Below are 16,375 nucleotides of genomic sequence, written 5' to 3' on the forward strand. Positions count from 1 at the left end.
CGACAACGGAGGACACTGCCATGACGGCAACCGCGTCGTCACCGACGCTCTCGGGTGCGTTACTCATTGGCGGAGAACGCATTAACGCGGCATCCGGCGGAACCTACCGCCACGTCTACCCGGGCACCGGCCTGCCCAACGCGTCCATACCCCTGGCCGGCCGAAGCGAGGTCGGCCGGGCCGTCGACAGCGCGTGGGACGCGCACCGGGAATGGATGTCCTACCCCGTCGATCGCCGCCGCGACCTGTTGTTCGCGCTGGCCGACGTGGTGCGCGACCACTTCGCCGAGTTGAGCGAGCTCAACGTGCACGACTACGGCGTCCCGATCGCGGTCGCCGGCAACTCCGTACTGACGGAGCGGTTCCTGCGCTACTACGCCGGCTACGTCGACAAGTCGCACGGCGCAAGCACTCCCGTCGCCGGCGCGTTCGACGTCAACATCGTCGAGCGCGAACCGTACGGCGTCGTCGGCGTCCTGGCCCCGTGGAACGGGCCGCTGGTCGTGGTCGGCGCGGCCGTGGCCCCCGCGCTGGCGGCGGGAAACGCCGTCATCCTCAAACCCTCGGAGGTTGCGTCGTTGGCGCCCTTGCGCTTTGGCGAACTCTGCCTGGAAGCGGGCCTGCCGCCGGGGTTGGTGAACGTGCTGCCGGCCGGCCCGGAGGGCGGCGACGCGCTGGTGCGTCACCCTGGGGTCCGCAAGATCCACTTCACCGGCGGACAGGCGACCGCGCAGAAGGTGCTGCAGGCCGCATCGCACAACCTCACACCCGTGACGGCCGAATTGGGCGGCAAGTCGGCGTATCTCGTGTTCGCCGACGCCGACCTCGACATGGCCGCCGTCATCGCGGCCCACCAGGGGCCCATCACCCAGGCCGGCCAAAGTTGCGCCTGCGCCTCGCGGATCCTCGTCCAGGCATCGGTGTACACGGCATTCGTGGAGAAGCTCGTGGCGACCGTGCGGGCCGCGAAGGTCGGGGATCCGCTGCAGCCCGACGTCATGCTCGGGCCCGTCGTCAGCGAGGCCGCCGCCGAGCGCGTCCTCGGTGTCATCGACCAGGCGGTCAGCGAGAAGGCCGGTGACCTGATCACCGGCGGGCGCCGGCTGGGAGGTGAACTCGCGTCCGGCTATTTCGTCGAGCCGACGATCTTCGCGAACGTCGACAACCGCTCGGCGCTGGCGCAAACCGAGACATTCGGGCCGGTGGCTTCCGTCATGCCGTTCGGCGACGAGGACGAGGCGGTCAGGATCGCCAACGATTCGCGCTACGGCCTCAACGCATTCGTGGCCACCTCCGACCTGGAGCGCGCGCATCGGGTGGCGCGCCGGCTGGAAGCGGGTTCGGTGTGGGTGAACAGGCACAGCGACATCGCGCCCCAAGGCCCCTACGGCGGATACAAACAGAGCGGGTTCGGCCGCACCGGCGGCGTGGAGGGCCTGTATGACTTTCTGCAGGTGAAGACCATCCGCATCGGCATGAGCTGACGGACAGAGTTCCGAAACACGGTGTCCATCAGGTATTTCCGCTAGTGGCGTACAGTCGCCTTCATGAGTTTGGTCGAGTGGCTGCGGACCCCCCGCTACTTGCGGACACGCTTCATGATGGAAACGCGGCCCCTGAACAGCCTCGAGATGGAGATCGTGTTCCTCGAGGTCTCCGCCCGCGACGCCCTGGTGCGCGTGCCCGTGGCGTTCATGCTCCTGCCGAAGACCGTCCGCCCGTGGCGTGATCAACCGTCCAAGCCGGAGCAGGACAAGTAGGGCGCGGCCCTCGTCTGCCGTAAACCCTTGGGAGCCGCCGTCGCATCGGGCATGCTGACGGTATGCATGCGATCAACGGGGTCCGTGACCCGGCGGCAGGCTTTCCCCTCGACACCGCGGCCGACGACGCCGGCGAGCGCCGGCAGGCCAACCGTGCGGTCGCCGTCAGCGCGGCCGGGCTGGCGTTGACCGGCCTGGTGGAACTGGTCATCGCGCTGTTGTCCGGTTCGGTGGCGCTGCTCGGCGATGCGCTGCACAACCTGTCCGACGTCTCCACCAGCGCCCTGGTGTTCGTCGGCTTCCGCGCCTCGCGCAAGGTCCCCACCGAGCGGTACCCCTATGGCTACGAACGCGCCGAGGACCTCGCCGGCATCGGGGTGGCCCTGGTGATCTGGGGCAGCGCCGTGGTCGCCGGTTTCGAGAGCGTCACCAAGTTGCTCCGTCACGGCGGCACCGGCTACGTGGGCTGGGGCATCGCCGCGGCCGTCGTGGGCGTCGCCGGCAACCAGCTGGTGGCCCGCTACAAACTGGTGGTAGGCAAGCGAATTCGGTCGGCCACCATGGTGGCCGACGCCAAGCACTCCTGGCTCGACGCGTTATCGTCGGCCGGGGCGGTGCTGGGGCTGATCGGCGTGGCACTCGGCTGGGGCTGGGCCGACGCGGTCGCCGGAATCGTCGTCACCGGATTCATCTGCCACGTCGGCTGGGAGGTCACCGCCGACATCGCGCATCGCCTGCTCGATGGCGTCGACCCCGACATCATCACCACCGCCGAGGCCGTCGCCGCCTCGGTGCCCGGCGTGACGCACGCGCACGCCCGGGCCCGATGGACCGGCCGGACCCTGCGCGTGGAAGTGGAAGGGTTCCTGAACGCGGATACGTCGCTGGCCGCGTCCGATCAGATCGGTCGCAGCGTCGCCGCGGCCCTGGCGCCGCGGATCCCGGAGATGCAGAGCTTCACCTGGACGGCGCGGGCGGCCTGACCGGTCGGCTCAGTTGCCGGCGGCGCCTTCGGGCTTGGGCCCGCGGTCCTCGCCAGTGATGTACTTCGGGCAGTAGTGGGCGGCCGAGAGGAAGGTGAACTTGGCCGCGCTGGCGCCCTGGAAGGCCGGGTTCTGGTTGCGCAGGTCCGTCACGATCTTCGCGTCCGACTGGCCGTCGTCGAGCAGCTCACACACCGACTTGCCGATGGTGATCGCGTTGCCGGCGTCCTGGTAGGTGATGCCGGCGTCGCGCAGGTCCTTGAGGAAATCCTGATCGTTGTCGACGTCCGCGTGGGCCGGGACGGCCAGGCCGAGCGCGGCGGCGGCACTGCAGAGCCCGAGGAGAAATCGCATAACGCCATGATTGTTTCAAACCCGGCGACGATCGGCACCTCGGCGCCGTTACGGGGTGTTCGTGGTGGAGGTGATCGCGCCCGGGCAGTACGTGCTCGCGGCGATGGCCGCGAACTGATTGGCCTTGCCCTCGCTCAGCGCGGAGTTCTTGGACAGCAGCGTCTTGACCACGTCGGGCATCTGCGTGCCCTGGCCGACCGTGTCGCACACCCATTTGCCCGCGCCCACCGCCTTGTCGGAATCGGCGAAGGTGATGCCGGCCGCGCGCAGTGACGCGATGAACGCTTCGTCGGTGCCGTCGACGCCGTCAACGGGGTCGGCGTGCGCCGGCACCGCGAGGCCGATCGTGACGGCCAGGCCGGACAGGGCGAGCATGAGCTTCATGGCTCAGTGATTCTCCCAGAGATGTCGCCCACCCGCACCCGCTAGCGACAGGCATCGTCAACTCGCGGTTGACACTCGGCATCCGTCAACCTAGCGTTGACGACATGTCCGAGCCCATCCGCATCGCGTATCCGATCCGCCTCGACGAGTTGATCACCGCGATCAAGACCATCCACCCCGACGTGCTGGACCAGCTGACCGACGCCGTGCTGGCCGCCGAGCACCTGGGCGAGATCGCCGACCACCTGATCGGCCATTTCGTGGACCAGGCCCGCCGCTCCGGAGCGTCCTGGACCGACATCGGCAAGAGCATGGGCGTCACCAAACAAGCCGCCCAGAAACGATTCGTCCCCCGCGCCGAGGCCACCACCCTGGGGCCGGAGCAAGGCTTCGCGCGGTTCACGCCGCGGGCGCGCGGCGCGGTGGTGGCGGCCCAGAACGCCGCGCACGAGGCCGGCAACGGCGAGATCACCCCCGACCACCTGCTGATCGGGGTGCTCGCCGACGCGGCCGCGCTCGCCACGGTGTTGCTGCGCCTGCAAAAGATCGACACCGAGGCGCTACGCGACGCCGCGGCCGCGTCGATCGCCGCGCTGCGCGTGGAAGACCAACCGCCCGAACTCATCCCGTTCAGCGGGCCGGCGCGCAAGGCCCTCGAATTGACCGTGCGCGAGGCCCTTCGGCTCGGCCACAACTACGTCGGCACCGAGCACCAGCTGCTGGCGTTGCTCGAACTGGAGGCCGCCTCCTCCACCCCGGGGCCGCTGCACCGGTGCGGCGTCGACAAGGACCGGGTCGAGGCCGATCTGATCGCGGCGCTGGACTCGCTCGGTGGCGGGAAATCCGTTGCCCCGGACGGCGGCGGTGACGCCTGACGGCTGCGGCCGACCCCTGCCTCGGGCGCTACCGCGTGTGCGATCATGCGAGGGTCCCCGCAACGGTGCCAAGGAGGCAAGACATGGCGAAGATGCGCCGCTGGCTGGTATCGGTGTCGGCCGCGCTGGTTGCCGCGGCGAGCGTGACCGCCGTCGTTCCGGCGCCGCCCGCGGGTGCCGGCGACGCGCCGATCGGCCACATCGGGGACACGCTGCGCGTGGACAACGGCACGTTCATCGCGGACGTGACCGTCAGCGGCGTGGCGCCCTGCGACCCGCCACCCGGCTTCGGCTACACGCGCGAGGGCACCTACAAGGGCTTCCCCGGCAGCACCGTCGAGCGCGCCGACGTGACGATTCGTGCGATCCGCGTGCCCAATCCGTACATCATGGCGACCATCTTCAGTTTCAACGGGGTGACCCCGAACGCCGACGCCTACAAGCCGCGGGCCTCCGATGCGCCCGACGCGCTGGACAACGTGATCGTCAACGCGCCCAACGGGGCGATCGTGCGCGGTGAGGTGTATTGGGACGCCTACCGCGACCCCGTCTCCACCGTCGTCCTGCTGGACAAGAAGACGGGCTATCACCTCGCCCAGTGGAATCTTTGATCCGAACCGTCCACGTCGCGGCGGCGGATTCCGGTGCCGCCGCCGAGCTGGCCGCCGTTGCGGCCCTTACCTTTCCGCTCGCGTGCCCGCCCACGGCGGCCCCGGAGAACATCGCGGCCTTCGTGGCCGCCAACCTGTCGGCCGAGCGCTTCGCGGACTACCTCGCCGATCCGCACCGCGCCGTCCTCACCGCGGCGCACGACGGCCGAATCATCGGCTACGCCATGCTGATTCGCGAGCCCGGCGCCGCCGAGCTGTCCAAGATCTACGTGCTGCCCGCGTACCACGGCGGCGGGGTGTCGACGGCCCTGATGGACCGCGCGCTGGCCACCGCCGGCGAGTGGGGCGCGCGGCGCGTGTGGCTGGGGGTCAACCAGGCAAACCAACGCGCGCAACGCTTTTACGCCAAGAGCGGCTTCAGGATCAGCGGCACCAGGACGTTTCGTCTCGGCGCCGGCCTCGAGCACGACTATGTCATGGTTCGCGAGCTGAGCTAGCCGCAGCGGTCAACGCCAGCAGCCGGGATGTGGCCCGTAGGTACTTCTTTCGGTATCCGCCGGCCAGCATCTCCTCGCTGAAGATGGTGTCCAGTTTGGCGCCCGACGCCACCACGGGAATTCCGGCGTCGTAGAGCCGGTCGGTAAGCGACACCAGCCGCAGCGCGACGTTCTGGTCGTCGATCCCGTGCACGCCGGTCACGAACACCGCGCGCACGCCCTCGATCAACGTCAGGTACCGCGACGGGTGCATGGTGGCCAGGTGCGCGCACAGCGCGTCGAAGTCGTCGAGCGTGGCCCCGTCGACGCGCGCCGCGCGCGCCGCCACCTGTTCGTCGGACAGCGGCTGCGGGGCCGGCGGCAGGCCGCGGTGCCGATAGTCGGGCCCCTCGATGCGCACGGTGGTGAAAATGCTTGCCAGCGTGTTGATCTCGCGCAGGAAATCCTGCGCCGCGAAGCGGCCCTCGCCGAGCTGCTCGGGCAGCGTGTTGGAGGTGGCGGCCACCGACACCCCGCGCTCGACCAGCGACGAGAGCAGCCGCGCGATCAGCGTGGTGTTGCCCGGGTCGTCGAGCTCGAACTCGTCGATGCAGACCGCCGTGTAGGCGCCCAGCAGGTCGACGCATTCGGCGAAGCCGAACACCCCGGCGAGCTGGGTGAGCTCCCCGAAGGTCGCGAAAGCCTTGGGGGGCGGGCCATCCGGCGTCCCGCCCTTCGACCCACCCGGCCCGTCACCGGGCAGTTCGTAGTAGGCCGAAGCCAGCAGGTGCGTCTTGCCCACGCCGAACCCGCCGTCGAGGTACAGCCCGACACCGGGCAGAACCTGCCGTCGTCCCAACAACTTTCGGCGGCCCGCGCGGCGCTGCGTGGCCTGCCGGCAAAAGTCCTGGCATGCCAGCACCGCGGCGGCCTGCGTCGGCTCGGCCGGATCGGGCTGGTAGGTCGCAAAGCTCACGTCGGCGAACGTCGGGGGCGGCCTCAATTGGGCGATCAGGCGCTCCGGCGAGACGGTCGGATGCCGATCCACCAGGCGCGCGACGGCGCCCGAAACGCCCGCGGAGGTGGACCCGTGCATGCAGGAACTGTAGCGGCGTGCTGCAATCAGACCCATGCCCGAGACGCCGCTGTCGCTGCTGGGCTCGGTGCGCGACCTCGAGGACGGCGAACTCCCCCGGCTCTACGGCTATCCCGAGCACGACGCGACCTGGGTGCGGGCGAACTTCATCACCAGCGTCGACGGCGGCGCCACCTCGGGCGGCAGCAGCGGGGCGATGGGCGGGCCGGGCGACCGGTTCATCTTCAACCTGCTGCGTGAGCTCGCCGACGTCATCGTGGTCGGCGCGGGCACCGTGCGGATCGAGGGCTACTCCGGGGCGCAGCTGGGCGCCGCCCAGCGCCAGCACCGGCAGGCCCGCGGGCAAAGCGAGGTCCCGCCCCTGGCGATCGTGACCAAATCGGGCCACCTCAACCGGGACATGGCCGTGTTCACCCGCACCGAGGTGCCCCCGCTGGTGCTCACCTGCGCCGCGGCGGCCGCCCAGACGCGGCGGCTGCTCAGCGGCGTGTGCGAGGTCCTCGACTGCTCCGCCGGCGATCCCGAGAAGGTCGACGAGGCCGCCCTGCTGGCGGCCCTGGGCGCGCGCGGGCTGCGCCGCATCCTCACCGAGGGCGGCCCGATGCTGCTGGGCTCGCTGATCGACCGCGACATGCTCGACGAGCTGTGCCTGACGATCGCGCCCTACATCGTCGGGGGCCAGGCGCGACGCATCGCGGCCGGCCCGGGCCAGCTGCTCACCGGGATGCGGTGCGCCCACGTCCTGACCGACGACGCCGGCTACCTTTACACCCGCTACGTCAGGGCCTAGCTACTGTGGTCGGCATGAGTCGGCCGTACACGTGCGCCACGATCCTCGTTGCGGTGACCGCGCTGCTGGCCGGCTGCGTCCCGGGCCTGGCCGCCAACCCGCGCTTCGCCACGAATTCCGGTGCGCGGCCGCAAGGAGCGGCCACCTCCAAGCCGGCGCCGTCCGGCCCGCCCCCGATCACCGCGCCCAAGAACGACCTGGCGTGGCACGACTGCACCTCGCGGGTGTTCGCCGACGCGGCGGTTCCCGCCGCCGCGGGTGTCCAGCTCGACTGCGCCACCTACGACTCCGACCTGGACCCGGTCAACGGCGGGGGCGGCAGCCTGAGCATCGGCGTGGTGCGCGCCCGCACGAACAAGACGCCCCACGACGCCGGGCCGCTGGTCTTCACCACCGGCTCGGATCTGCCGTCGTCGGCGCAGCTGCCGGTCTGGCTGTCCCGGGCCGGCGCCGACGTGCTCGCCGCCCACCCGATCGTCGCCGTCGACCGTCGCGGCATCGGCATGTCGAGCCCCATCGACTGCCGGGACAAGTTCGACCGCCAGGAGATGCGCGACCAGTCGCAGTTCCAGACCGGCGACGACCCGGTGGCCAACCTGTCCGAGGTCGCCAACACCGCTACCACCAACTGCACCGACGCCATCGCGCCTGGGGCCTCCGCCTACGACGACGCACACGCCGCCTCCGACATCGAGCGGTTGCGCAGCACCTGGGACGTGCCCGCCCTGGCGCTGATCGGCATCGGCAACGGCGCCCAGGTGGCGCTGACCTACGCCGGATCGCGGCCCGACAAGGTCGCCCGCCTCGTCCTCGACTCACCGGTCGCGTTGGGCACCAACGCCGAAGCCGCCGCCGAGCAACAGGTCAAGGGGCAGCAGGCCGCGCTCGACGCCTTCGCCGCCCAGTGCATCGCGGTGAACTGCGCGCTCGGTCCGGACCCGAAGGGCGCCGTCAGCGCCCTGCTGGCCGACGCCCGCGCCGGCAGGGGCCCGGGCGGCGCGTCGGTGGCACAGGTCGCCAACGCCATCACCGTCGCGCTGGGCTTCCCGTCCGGCGGTCGCGTCAACGCCACAACCGACCTGGCCAACGCGCTCGCGGCCGCCCGCTCCGGTGACACCAACGGGCTGAACAACCTGATCAACCACGCCAACACCGTGCAGGACTCCGACGGCCAGTTCGTCAATGTCTGCAGTGACGCCGTCAATCGCCCGACCCCGGACCGGGTGCGTGAGCTGTTCGTCGCCTGGGGCAAGCTCTACCCCCAATTCGGTACCGTCGCCGCGCTCAACATGGTCAAGTGCGTGCACTGGCCCACCGGTTCCCCGCCGCCCTCCCCGAAGACCCTGAAGGTCGACGTGCTGCTGCTCGGCGTGCAGAACGACCCGATCGTGGGGACCGACGGGGTCGCGGCGACCGCGGCCAGCATCATCAACGCCAACGCGGCCAGCAAGCGGGTGATGTGGCAGGGCATCGGGCACGGCGCCAGCATCTATTCGGGCTGCGCGGTTGCGCCGCTGAACGGCTACCTCAGCAGCGGCAAATTGCCCAACACCGACACCTACTGCCCGGCCTGATGCTGCCTTCAGCGGCGCCGGCGCGCCGGTGTACGGTGCGCTGGTGACGGCAGCTGAATCGATCCGAACCGGCTCGCGCGAGCGGCTCCTGACCGCCTTTCGTCCCCGCACCGGCGCGCCGAGCGTGGCGAGCATCTTGCGGTCCGCGCTATGGCCGATCGCCATCCTCTCGGTGCTGCACCGCAGCATCGTCATCACCACCAACGGCAACATCACCGACGACTTCAAACCCGTCTACCGGGCGGTGGTGAACTTCCGGCGCGGCTGGGACATCTACAACGAGCACTTCGACTACGTCGACCCGCACTACCTGTATCCGCCCGGCGGCACACTGCTGATGGCACCGTTCGGGTACCTGCCCGAGTATCCGTCGCGCTACCTGTTCATCCTGATCAACACCGTGGCCATCCTGGCCGCGTGGTATCTGCTGCTGCGGATGTTCAACTACACGCTGTCCTCGGTCGCCGCGCCCGCGCTGCTGCTGGCCATGTTCTGCACCGAGACGGTGACCAACACGCTGGTGTTCACCAACATCAACGGCTGCGTGCTGCTCGCCGAGATGCTGTTCCTGCGGTGGCTGCTCGACGGCCGGATCGGCCGGCAGTGGTGGGCCGGCGTGGCGATCGGCCTGACGCTGACGCTCAAACCGGTGCTGTTGCCGTTGCTGTTGCTGCCGGTGCTGAACCGCCAGTGGCGGACGCTGGTGCCCGCCTTCGTGATTCCCGTCGTCGTCAACGCGGCCGCGTGGCCGTTGGTCAGTGATCCGATGGACTTCGTGACCCGCACGGTGCCCTACTTTTTGGGCACCCGCGACTATTTCAACAGCTCGATCGAGGGCAACGGCGTGTACTTCGGCCTGCCCACCTGGTTGATCGTGTTCCTGCGAATCCTGTTCACGCTGTTGGCCATTGGGGCCCTGTGGCTGTTGTACCGCCACTACCGCACCCGGGACCCGCGGTTCTGGTTGACCAACTCCGCGGGTGTGCTGCTGCTGTGGTCGTTCCTGGTGTCGTCGCTGGCCCAGGGCTACTACTCGATGATGCTGTTCCCGTTTTTGATGACGGTCGTGCTGCCCAACTCGTTGATCCGCAACTGGCCCGCGTGGCTGGGGATCTACGGCTTCATGACCCTGGACCGCTGGCTGCTGTTCAACTGGATGCGCTGGGGCCGGGCGCTGGAGTACCTCAAGATCACCTACGGCTGGTCGCTGCTGCTGATCGTGGTGTTCACCGTGCTGTACTTCCGGTACCTCGATGCCAAGGCTGAGAACCGGCTGGATGACGGGATCGATCCGGCGTGGCTGATGACCGAGCGGCAGCGCGCTACCGTGGATGCATGACCTCCCCCGACGTATCGCGTCCGAAGCTGCAGCTGACCGACGACGAGTGGCGCCAGAAGCTCACCCCGGAAGAGTTTCACGTGCTGCGCCAAGCCGGCACCGAGCGACCCTTCACGGGTGAATACACCGACACCAAGACCGAAGGCGTGTACCAGTGCCGTGCCTGCGGTGCCGAATTGTTCCGCAGCACAGAGAAATTCGAGTCGCATTGCGGCTGGCCGTCGTTCTTCGACCCGGCGAAATCCGATGCGGTGATCCTGCGGCCCGACCATTCGATGGGGACGACGCGCACCGAGGTGCTGTGCGCGAACTGCCACAGCCACCTGGGCCACGTGTTCGCCGGTGAGGGCTATCCGACGCCGACCGACCAGCGGTACTGCATCAACTCGGTCTGCCTGCGACTGGTGCCGTCGGGGGCTTGAGTCCCAGCAGTCACAAGAATCGGGGGGCATGCGTTGTGCCCACCTCCCAGCGACAACGTCGTTAACGGGTGTGACCAGGGGAAACACGTTGTCGCTGGGAGGTGGGCAAAAGCCCCCTTCCCTCCCCCAGTGACAGACGCGACGGGTGTGACGCCCAGGCCCTCAGTCGACCCGCGTGGCGTGCACTTCCCAGAACGGCGCGTACACCCGGCTGCCGTCGAGCCAGGGTTCCATGGCGCGGAACCGTTCCAGCAACTTCGCCGCCTCGTCGGCCATGTCGGGGTTGCGCGCGGCCATCAACTCGATGGACTCGGCGCTGATGTTGACCTGGTAGGTGGTCGTGCCCAGATACGTGATGTCCCACCCGGCGTCGGGCAGCACGTCGCGAAAGTCGCTCTCGGACAACGACCGCAGCATCTTGAAGCCGTTGATGTTGTGTTCGCCGAACTCGAACATGTACAGCCGCGCACCCGGCCTGGTGGCGCGCCGCAGCGCCTCGGCGTAGGACCGTCGCAGCTGCGGCTCGGTGCTGAACGTGTGATAGAAGGCGCAGTCCACCACGGTGTCGAAGTGGCCGTCGAACCCGTCCAGCTTCGTGGCGTCAGCCACCTCGAAATTGACTGATACCCCGGCCTTTTCGGCGTTCGCCCGGGCGCGCTCGATGGCGCCGGCCGAGCCGTCGATGCCGGTCGCCGAATAGCCCTTCGAGGCGTAGTAGATGGCGTGGTGACCGGGGCCGGTGCCCGGATCGAGCACCTCGCCTTTGATCGCGCCCAACGCCACGAGTTGCTGGACCACCGGTTGCGGGCCGCCGATGTCCCACGGCGTGGCGGTGGGCAGGCCGTGCGACGTCCGGTCGTCGCGGTACATCTGCTCGAAACGGGTGGGGTCGGTCGGATCGAACGGCGCTGTCATGGCAGGGCTTTCACCAACTGCTCGACGGCCACCCGGGGGCCGGTGAAGAACGGCGTCTCCTCGCGGGTGTGCCGGCGGGCGTCGGTGGCGCGCAGCTCGCGCATCAGGTCGACGATGCGGTGCAGCTCGGGAGCCTCGAACGCCAGGATCCACTCGTAGTCGCCGAGCGCGAACGCCGGGACCGTGTTGGCGCGGACGTCCTTGTATTCGCGGGCGGCCATGCCGTGCTCGGCGAGCATGCGGCGGCGTTCCTCGTCGGGCAGCAGATACCACTCATAGGACCGCACAAAGGGATACACGCAGATGTAGTTGCCGGGCTCCTCGCCGGCCAGGAACGCCGGGATGTGGCTCTTGTTGAACTCGGCCGGCCGATGCAGGGCGACGCTGCTCCACACGGGCGAGCTGGCCCGCCCCAGCGCGGTGGTGCGGCGGAAATCGGCGTAGGTGGCCTGCAGCGCCTCGACGCGTTCGGCGTGCGTCCAGATCATGAAGTCCGCGTCGGCCCGCATGCCCGCCACGTCGTAGAGCCCGCGCACCACGACCCCGCGCTCCTCCTGTTGCTTGAGGAACGTCGACGCCTCGTCGATCACGTCGTCGCGCTCCTCGCCCAGCTCACCCGGCTCCACCGAGAAAACCGAGAACATCAGGTAGCGAATCTGGGAGTTGAGCGAGTCGTAGTCGAGCTTGGCCATGAAACCTATCGTGCCACTTCCGGGTCCGGGCCTCCGATGGCCCTGATCACATCCTCGGCCGCGCGCCCGGCCGCGCCGACGCAGGCGGGCACGCCGATGCCGTCGAGGTAGCTGCCCGCCACCGCGAGCGTCGGCGGCAGGCCGGCGCGCACCTCGGCGACCAGTTCGGCATGGCCGGGGCCGTACTGCGGCATGGCGTCGATCCAGCGCTGCACCCGGACGTCGACGGGGTCGACGTCGAGCCCGAACACGGTGGCCACATCTCCCAGCGCCCAGGCCAGCAGCTCGTCGTCGGAGGTGCTGGCCGCCACGTGGTCGCCGAACCGCCCGAACGACAACCGCAGCAGCTGCACGTCGGCCCGGGCGCCCCACTTGCGGGACGACAGCGTGATGGCCTTGGCCCGCAACCGCTCCCCGGTGGCCACCAGCACGCCCGAGCAGTCGGGGAACGCGGTGTCAGCCGGCACGGCCAGCGCCAGCACCACCGACGATGCGCTGGCGATGCGCCCGGCCGCGGCGACGCTGCGGGGCGCGATGCCGCCGAGCAGGCGGCACGATTCGTGCACGGGGACGGCGAGGATCACCGCGTCGGCGAGCCAGCGTGCGCCGGTGTCGTCGAACACCGCCCAGCCCGCGTCGGCGCGCTCGAGCCGCGACGCGGCGGCGCGCACCCAGCGCGGCCGGGCGCGCGCGGCGAGCTCCTCGACCAGCACCCGGTACCCGCCGTCGAGCGCGCCGAACACCGGCGCGCCGGTGGCCGGCGGCAGGGCCCGCCCGACGGCGTCGGTCAGGCTGGCGGCGCCACGGTCCAGCGCCGCGGCCACGGTCGGCGCGGCCGCCCGCAGGCCGATGGTGGCCGCCGAGCCCGCGTAGACCCCGCTCAGCAGCGGGTCCACCGACCGCGCGACCACCTGGTCGCCGAACCGGTCGCCCACCAGGTCGGCCACCGCGGGATCGCTGCCGGCGACCCACTCCAACGGGCGGGAGGGTTCGGCGTCGATGCGGGCGACGGTCGCCTCGTCGACCAATCCGGCCACCGACGCCGCCGACGACGGGATGCCCACGACCGTGCCGGTGGGCAGCGGGCGCAGCCGTTGCCCGCTGTAGATCAGCGGGCGGGCACCGGTCGAAACCAGTTGGTGCCCAGTCAGATTCAGCTCGTCCAGCAGCGCCGGCAGCTCGGGTCGGCGCAGCACGAACGCCTCGGCGCCCAGATCCATCGGCGCCCCGCCGACCAGCTCGGTGCGCAGGATCCCGCCGAGCCGCTCCCCCGGGTCGAACAGCGTGATGGCCGCGTCGTCGCCGAGGGACATGCGCAGCCGGTAGGCCGCCGTCAGACCCGAAATCCCGCCCCCGACAACGCAATACGAGCGGGAAGTCATAGCGAATGGACCAGCGACACCAGGTCGGTCAGCACTGCGGGGTCGGTCTCGGGCAGCACGCCGTGGCCGAGGTTGAAGACGTGACCGGCGGCGCCGGCGTCGACCGCGCGCCGACCGTCGTCGACGACGGCGCGCGCCGCGCGTTCGACCACCGGCCAGCCAGCCAGCAGGACCACCGGATCGAGGTTGCCCTGCAGCGCCGTGCCGGGCTCCACCCGGGCCGCCGCGTCGGCGAGCGAGGTTCGCCAATCCACGCCCACCACCGTCGCGCCGACCTCCGACATCGCGCCCAGCAGTTCGGCCGTGCCGACGCCGAAGTGCGTCATCGGCACGCCGTACTCGGCCAGGGCGGCGAAGATCCGGGCGCTGTGCGGCTGCACGTAGGCGCGGTAGTTGGCCAACGACAGCGTCCCGGCCCACGAGTCGAACACCTGGATCGCGTCCACCCCGGCATCCAGTTGCACCCGCAAGAAGCCGACGGTGATGTCGGTCAGCTTCTCCATCAACGCATGCCAGCTGTCGGGATCGGCCAGCATCATCGCCTTCGTGCGCGCGTGGTGGCGGCTGGGCCCGCCCTCGATCAGGTAGGACGCCAGGGTGAACGGCGCGCCGGCGAATCCGATCAGCGGAACATCGCCGAGGGCGGACACCAGCAGCGACACGGCGTCGGAAATCGGTTGAACCCGGTGCCGCTCAAGCGGTTTGATCGCGGCGACGTCGGCCGCGGTGCGCACCGGCGACTCGATCACCGGACCGACCCCGGCGACGATGTCCAGGTCGATGCCGGCGCCGAGCAGCGGCACCACGATGTCGGAGAACAGGATCGCCGCGTCGACGTCGTGCCGACGCACCGGTTGCAGGGTGATCTCGCAGACCAGCTCGGCGTCGAAACACGCCGACAGCATGTCGTGCTGGGCCCGCAGCGCCCGGTATTCGGGCAGCGACCGGCCGGCCTGCCGCATGAACCACACCGGGATCCGGCGGGGCTTTCGGCCGCCCGCCGCGGCCAGATACAGCGACTCGGGAAGGTCGCGGCGAGTGTCCGCACTGGTGTGCGTGGGCCTGTTCATCGGCCTCAATGCTGCCATGACCGCAGAACATCGAACCCCGCTGCGTACTATCGCGACCGCAACCGTTTGAACGTCAGGAGCCCGGATGCCGGTCAGCCAGCCCCCAGCCAACTACGACGAGTTCCCCAGCCTGCGGTGCGAGCTCGGTGAGAACGGCGTGCTGACGCTGGTTCTCGACTCCCCGGGGCTGAATTCGGTGGGCCCGCAGATGCATCGCGACCTCGCCGACATCTGGCCGGTGATCGATCGCGACCCGGCCGTGCGCGTCGTCCTGGTCCGCGGCGAGGGCAAGGCCTTTTCCTCCGGCGGCAGCTTCGACCTGATCGCCGAGACCATCGGCGAGTACGAGGGCCGGATCCGCATCATGCGCGAAGCCCGCGACCTGGTGCACAACATGATCAACTGCGACACCCCGGTCGTGTCGGCGATCCGGGGACCGGCGGTGGGTGCGGGCCTGGTGGTGGCGCTGCTGGCCGACATCTCGGTGGCGGGCCGGACCGCGAAGCTGATCGACGGGCACACCAAGCTCGGCGTGGCCGCCGGCGACCACGCCGCGATCTGCTGGCCGCTGCTGGTCGGCATGGCCAAGGCCAAGTACTACCTGCTGACCTGCGAAACCCTGCTCGGCGAGGAGGCCGAGCGGATCGGCCTGGTCTCCACCTGCGTCGACGACGACGACGTCCTGTCCACCGCCACCCGGATCGCCGAGAACCTGGCGCAGGGCGCGCAGAACGCCATCCAGTGGACCAAGCGCAGCCTCAACCACTGGTACCGCATGATGGGCCCCACCTTCGAGACCTCGGTGGGCCTGGAATTCCTCAGCTTCAGCGGCCCCGACGTGCAGGAAGGCCTGGCCGCCCACCGCGAGAAGCGCCCCGCCCGGTTTACCGGCGGATCTGCCACCTGAGCAGGACATATACGTTTGGTGGAGGGCTGGTAACGGGTTGGTCGCGGCGGGTTTGAAACCCGGCGCGCCTGTCGCAGCGTGTCAGCCGATGGGTCTACCGTCGATCCCTGTGACCCCTGCCGTGACGATACAGAGCGGTCGGGATGAAGAGGAGCGGTGCCAAGTGACCTCATCCGAACCGGCCCCCTTCCGCGAGGCGGTGGCGGCGATGAACGCCGTGGCCGTGCGGCCGGAGATCGAGCTGGGTCCGATCCGGCCGCCGCAACGCCTCGCTCCCCACAGCTACGCGCTGGGCGCCGAGGTCAAGCATCCCGACCGCGAGATCATCCCCGAACGGTCCGACGGCGACGCCTTCGGCCGGCTGATCCTGCTGTACGACCCCGAAGGGGCCGACGCGTGGGACGGCACCATCCGCATGGTCGCCTACATCCAGGCCGACCTCGACCCCAGCGAGGCCGTCGATCCCCTGCTGCCCGAAGTAGCGTGGAGCTGGCTGGTCGAGGCACTGGAGTCACGCATGGAACACGTCGTCGCGCTGGGCGGCACCGTCACCGCCACCACCTCGGTGCGCTACGGCGACATCTCGGGGCCGCCGCGCGCCCACCAGCTCGAGCTGCGGGCGTCCTGGACCGCCACGTCGCCCGCGGTCGGCGCGCACGTCGAGGCGTTCTGCGAGGTGCTGGAGCACGCCGCGGGCCTGCCGCCCGCCGGAGTCACCGACCTGAGCTCGCGGTCACGCGCCTAG

Annotated in this window: 18 protein-coding genes and 1 pseudogene; 12 read left to right on the forward strand and 7 right to left on the reverse strand. The window is 70.0% G+C overall.

Annotated elements, in window-relative coordinates; all coding sequences use genetic code 11:
* Window positions 1–20 precede the first annotated feature (20 nt).
* The 3 genes from OCU_RS41425 to OCU_RS41435 all read left to right on the forward strand — a co-directional run bounded on the left by OCU_RS41425 (window position 21) and on the right by OCU_RS41435 (window position 2,743).
* Window positions 21–1,484, forward strand: coding sequence for an aldehyde dehydrogenase family protein (locus OCU_RS41425; RefSeq protein ID WP_009952061.1), 1,464 nt, complete (start codon window positions 21–23; stop codon window positions 1,482–1,484).
* 63 nt (window positions 1,485–1,547) lie between these two features.
* Entirely contained in the window at window positions 1,548–1,760 is a 213-nt protein-coding gene (locus tag OCU_RS41430) for a hypothetical protein (protein WP_009952062.1), read from the forward strand.
* Window positions 1,761–1,822: 62 nt separating this feature from the next.
* Window positions 1,823–2,743, forward strand: a complete 921-nt coding sequence (locus OCU_RS41435) for a cation diffusion facilitator family transporter (protein WP_009952063.1) — start codon at window positions 1,823–1,825, stop codon at window positions 2,741–2,743.
* Between the two features lie 9 nt (window positions 2,744–2,752).
* Here the strand turns inward: OCU_RS41435 and OCU_RS41440 are convergent, their stop codons facing one another.
* Window positions 2,753–3,097, reverse strand: coding sequence for a DUF732 domain-containing protein (locus tag OCU_RS41440; protein ID WP_009952065.1), 345 nt, complete (start codon window positions 3,095–3,097; stop codon window positions 2,753–2,755).
* Between the two features lie 48 nt (window positions 3,098–3,145).
* The gene (locus OCU_RS41445; protein WP_009952067.1) at window positions 3,146–3,481 is read right to left on the reverse strand and encodes a DUF732 domain-containing protein; all 336 of its coding nucleotides are present in this window, start codon (window positions 3,479–3,481) and stop codon (window positions 3,146–3,148) included.
* A gap of 104 nt (window positions 3,482–3,585) precedes the next feature.
* On the opposite strand from OCU_RS41445, the gene OCU_RS41450 reads away from it, so the two are divergent.
* The 3 genes from OCU_RS41450 (at window position 3,586) to OCU_RS41460 (ending at window position 5,464) form a co-directional block, all read left to right on the forward strand.
* Complete coding sequence (locus tag OCU_RS41450; protein ID WP_009952068.1) at window positions 3,586–4,356, forward strand: Clp protease N-terminal domain-containing protein; 771 nt, start codon at window positions 3,586–3,588, stop codon at window positions 4,354–4,356.
* A gap of 92 nt (window positions 4,357–4,448) precedes the next feature.
* Window positions 4,449–4,967, forward strand: a complete 519-nt coding sequence (locus tag OCU_RS41455; RefSeq protein ID WP_026071301.1) for a DUF1942 domain-containing protein — start codon at window positions 4,449–4,451, stop codon at window positions 4,965–4,967.
* Window positions 4,955–5,464, forward strand: coding sequence for a GNAT family N-acetyltransferase (locus OCU_RS41460; RefSeq protein ID WP_014380581.1), 510 nt, complete (start codon window positions 4,955–4,957; stop codon window positions 5,462–5,464). Before OCU_RS41455 ends, OCU_RS41460 begins: the two co-directional genes overlap by 13 nt.
* Here OCU_RS41460 and zapE read toward each other — a convergent pair.
* Window positions 5,442–6,575, reverse strand: a complete 1,134-nt coding sequence (zapE, locus tag OCU_RS41465; RefSeq protein WP_029383913.1) for a cell division protein ZapE — start codon at window positions 6,573–6,575, stop codon at window positions 5,442–5,444. The two genes, OCU_RS41460 and zapE, sit on opposite strands and share 23 nt — an antisense overlap.
* On the opposite strand from zapE, the gene OCU_RS41470 reads away from it, so the two are divergent.
* Genes OCU_RS41470 through msrB form a run of 4 tightly spaced genes read left to right on the forward strand, consistent with a single transcriptional unit; the run spans window position 6,574 to window position 10,664 of the window.
* Window positions 6,574–7,329, forward strand: coding sequence for a pyrimidine reductase family protein (locus tag OCU_RS41470; protein WP_009952072.1), 756 nt, complete (start codon window positions 6,574–6,576; stop codon window positions 7,327–7,329). The genes zapE and OCU_RS41470 overlap by 2 nt on opposite strands.
* A gap of 14 nt (window positions 7,330–7,343) precedes the next feature.
* The gene (locus OCU_RS41475; RefSeq protein WP_080552477.1) at window positions 7,344–8,903 is read left to right on the forward strand and encodes an alpha/beta hydrolase; all 1,560 of its coding nucleotides are present in this window, start codon (window positions 7,344–7,346) and stop codon (window positions 8,901–8,903) included.
* Between the two features lie 28 nt (window positions 8,904–8,931).
* Entirely contained in the window at window positions 8,932–10,242 is a 1,311-nt protein-coding gene (gene aftC / locus OCU_RS41480) for an arabinofuranan 3-O-arabinosyltransferase (RefSeq protein WP_009952075.1), read from the forward strand.
* The gene (gene msrB, locus OCU_RS41485) at window positions 10,239–10,664 is read left to right on the forward strand and encodes a peptide-methionine (R)-S-oxide reductase MsrB (RefSeq protein WP_008258507.1); all 426 of its coding nucleotides are present in this window, start codon (window positions 10,239–10,241) and stop codon (window positions 10,662–10,664) included. The genes aftC and msrB overlap by 4 nt, the downstream gene beginning before the upstream one ends.
* Window positions 10,665–10,826: 162 nt before the next feature.
* Here the strand turns inward: msrB and OCU_RS41490 are convergent, their stop codons facing one another.
* The 4 genes from OCU_RS41490 to hemE are packed head-to-tail and all read right to left on the reverse strand — an operon-like array spanning window position 10,827 to window position 14,723.
* Window positions 10,827–11,579, reverse strand: a complete 753-nt coding sequence (locus OCU_RS41490) for a class I SAM-dependent methyltransferase (protein ID WP_009952076.1) — start codon at window positions 11,577–11,579, stop codon at window positions 10,827–10,829.
* Entirely contained in the window at window positions 11,576–12,271 is a 696-nt protein-coding gene (hemQ, locus tag OCU_RS41495) for a hydrogen peroxide-dependent heme synthase (RefSeq protein ID WP_008258510.1), read from the reverse strand. Before hemQ ends, OCU_RS41490 begins: the two co-directional genes overlap by 4 nt.
* Window positions 12,272–12,276: 5 nt before the next feature.
* The gene (locus OCU_RS41500) at window positions 12,277–13,653 is read right to left on the reverse strand and encodes a protoporphyrinogen oxidase (RefSeq protein WP_014380583.1); all 1,377 of its coding nucleotides are present in this window, start codon (window positions 13,651–13,653) and stop codon (window positions 12,277–12,279) included.
* Complete coding sequence (hemE, locus tag OCU_RS41505) at window positions 13,650–14,723, reverse strand: uroporphyrinogen decarboxylase (RefSeq protein WP_009955815.1); 1,074 nt, start codon at window positions 14,721–14,723, stop codon at window positions 13,650–13,652. The genes OCU_RS41500 and hemE overlap by 4 nt, the downstream gene beginning before the upstream one ends.
* Window positions 14,724–14,808: 85 nt before the next feature.
* Here hemE and OCU_RS41510 point away from each other — a divergent pair, with 85 nt between their 5' ends.
* Together OCU_RS41510 and OCU_RS41515 are read left to right on the forward strand one after the other, a co-directional pair.
* The gene (locus tag OCU_RS41510) at window positions 14,809–15,630 is read left to right on the forward strand and encodes an enoyl-CoA hydratase/isomerase family protein (RefSeq protein WP_008258514.1); all 822 of its coding nucleotides are present in this window, start codon (window positions 14,809–14,811) and stop codon (window positions 15,628–15,630) included.
* A 78-nt stretch (window positions 15,631–15,708) separates the two neighbouring features.
* Window positions 15,709–16,375: pseudogene (locus OCU_RS41515) on the forward strand (DUF3000 domain-containing protein).

The organism is Mycobacterium intracellulare ATCC 13950 (genome assembly GCF_000277125.1).
In the GTDB taxonomy this organism is placed as follows: Bacteria; Actinomycetota; Actinomycetes; order Mycobacteriales; family Mycobacteriaceae; genus Mycobacterium; species Mycobacterium intracellulare.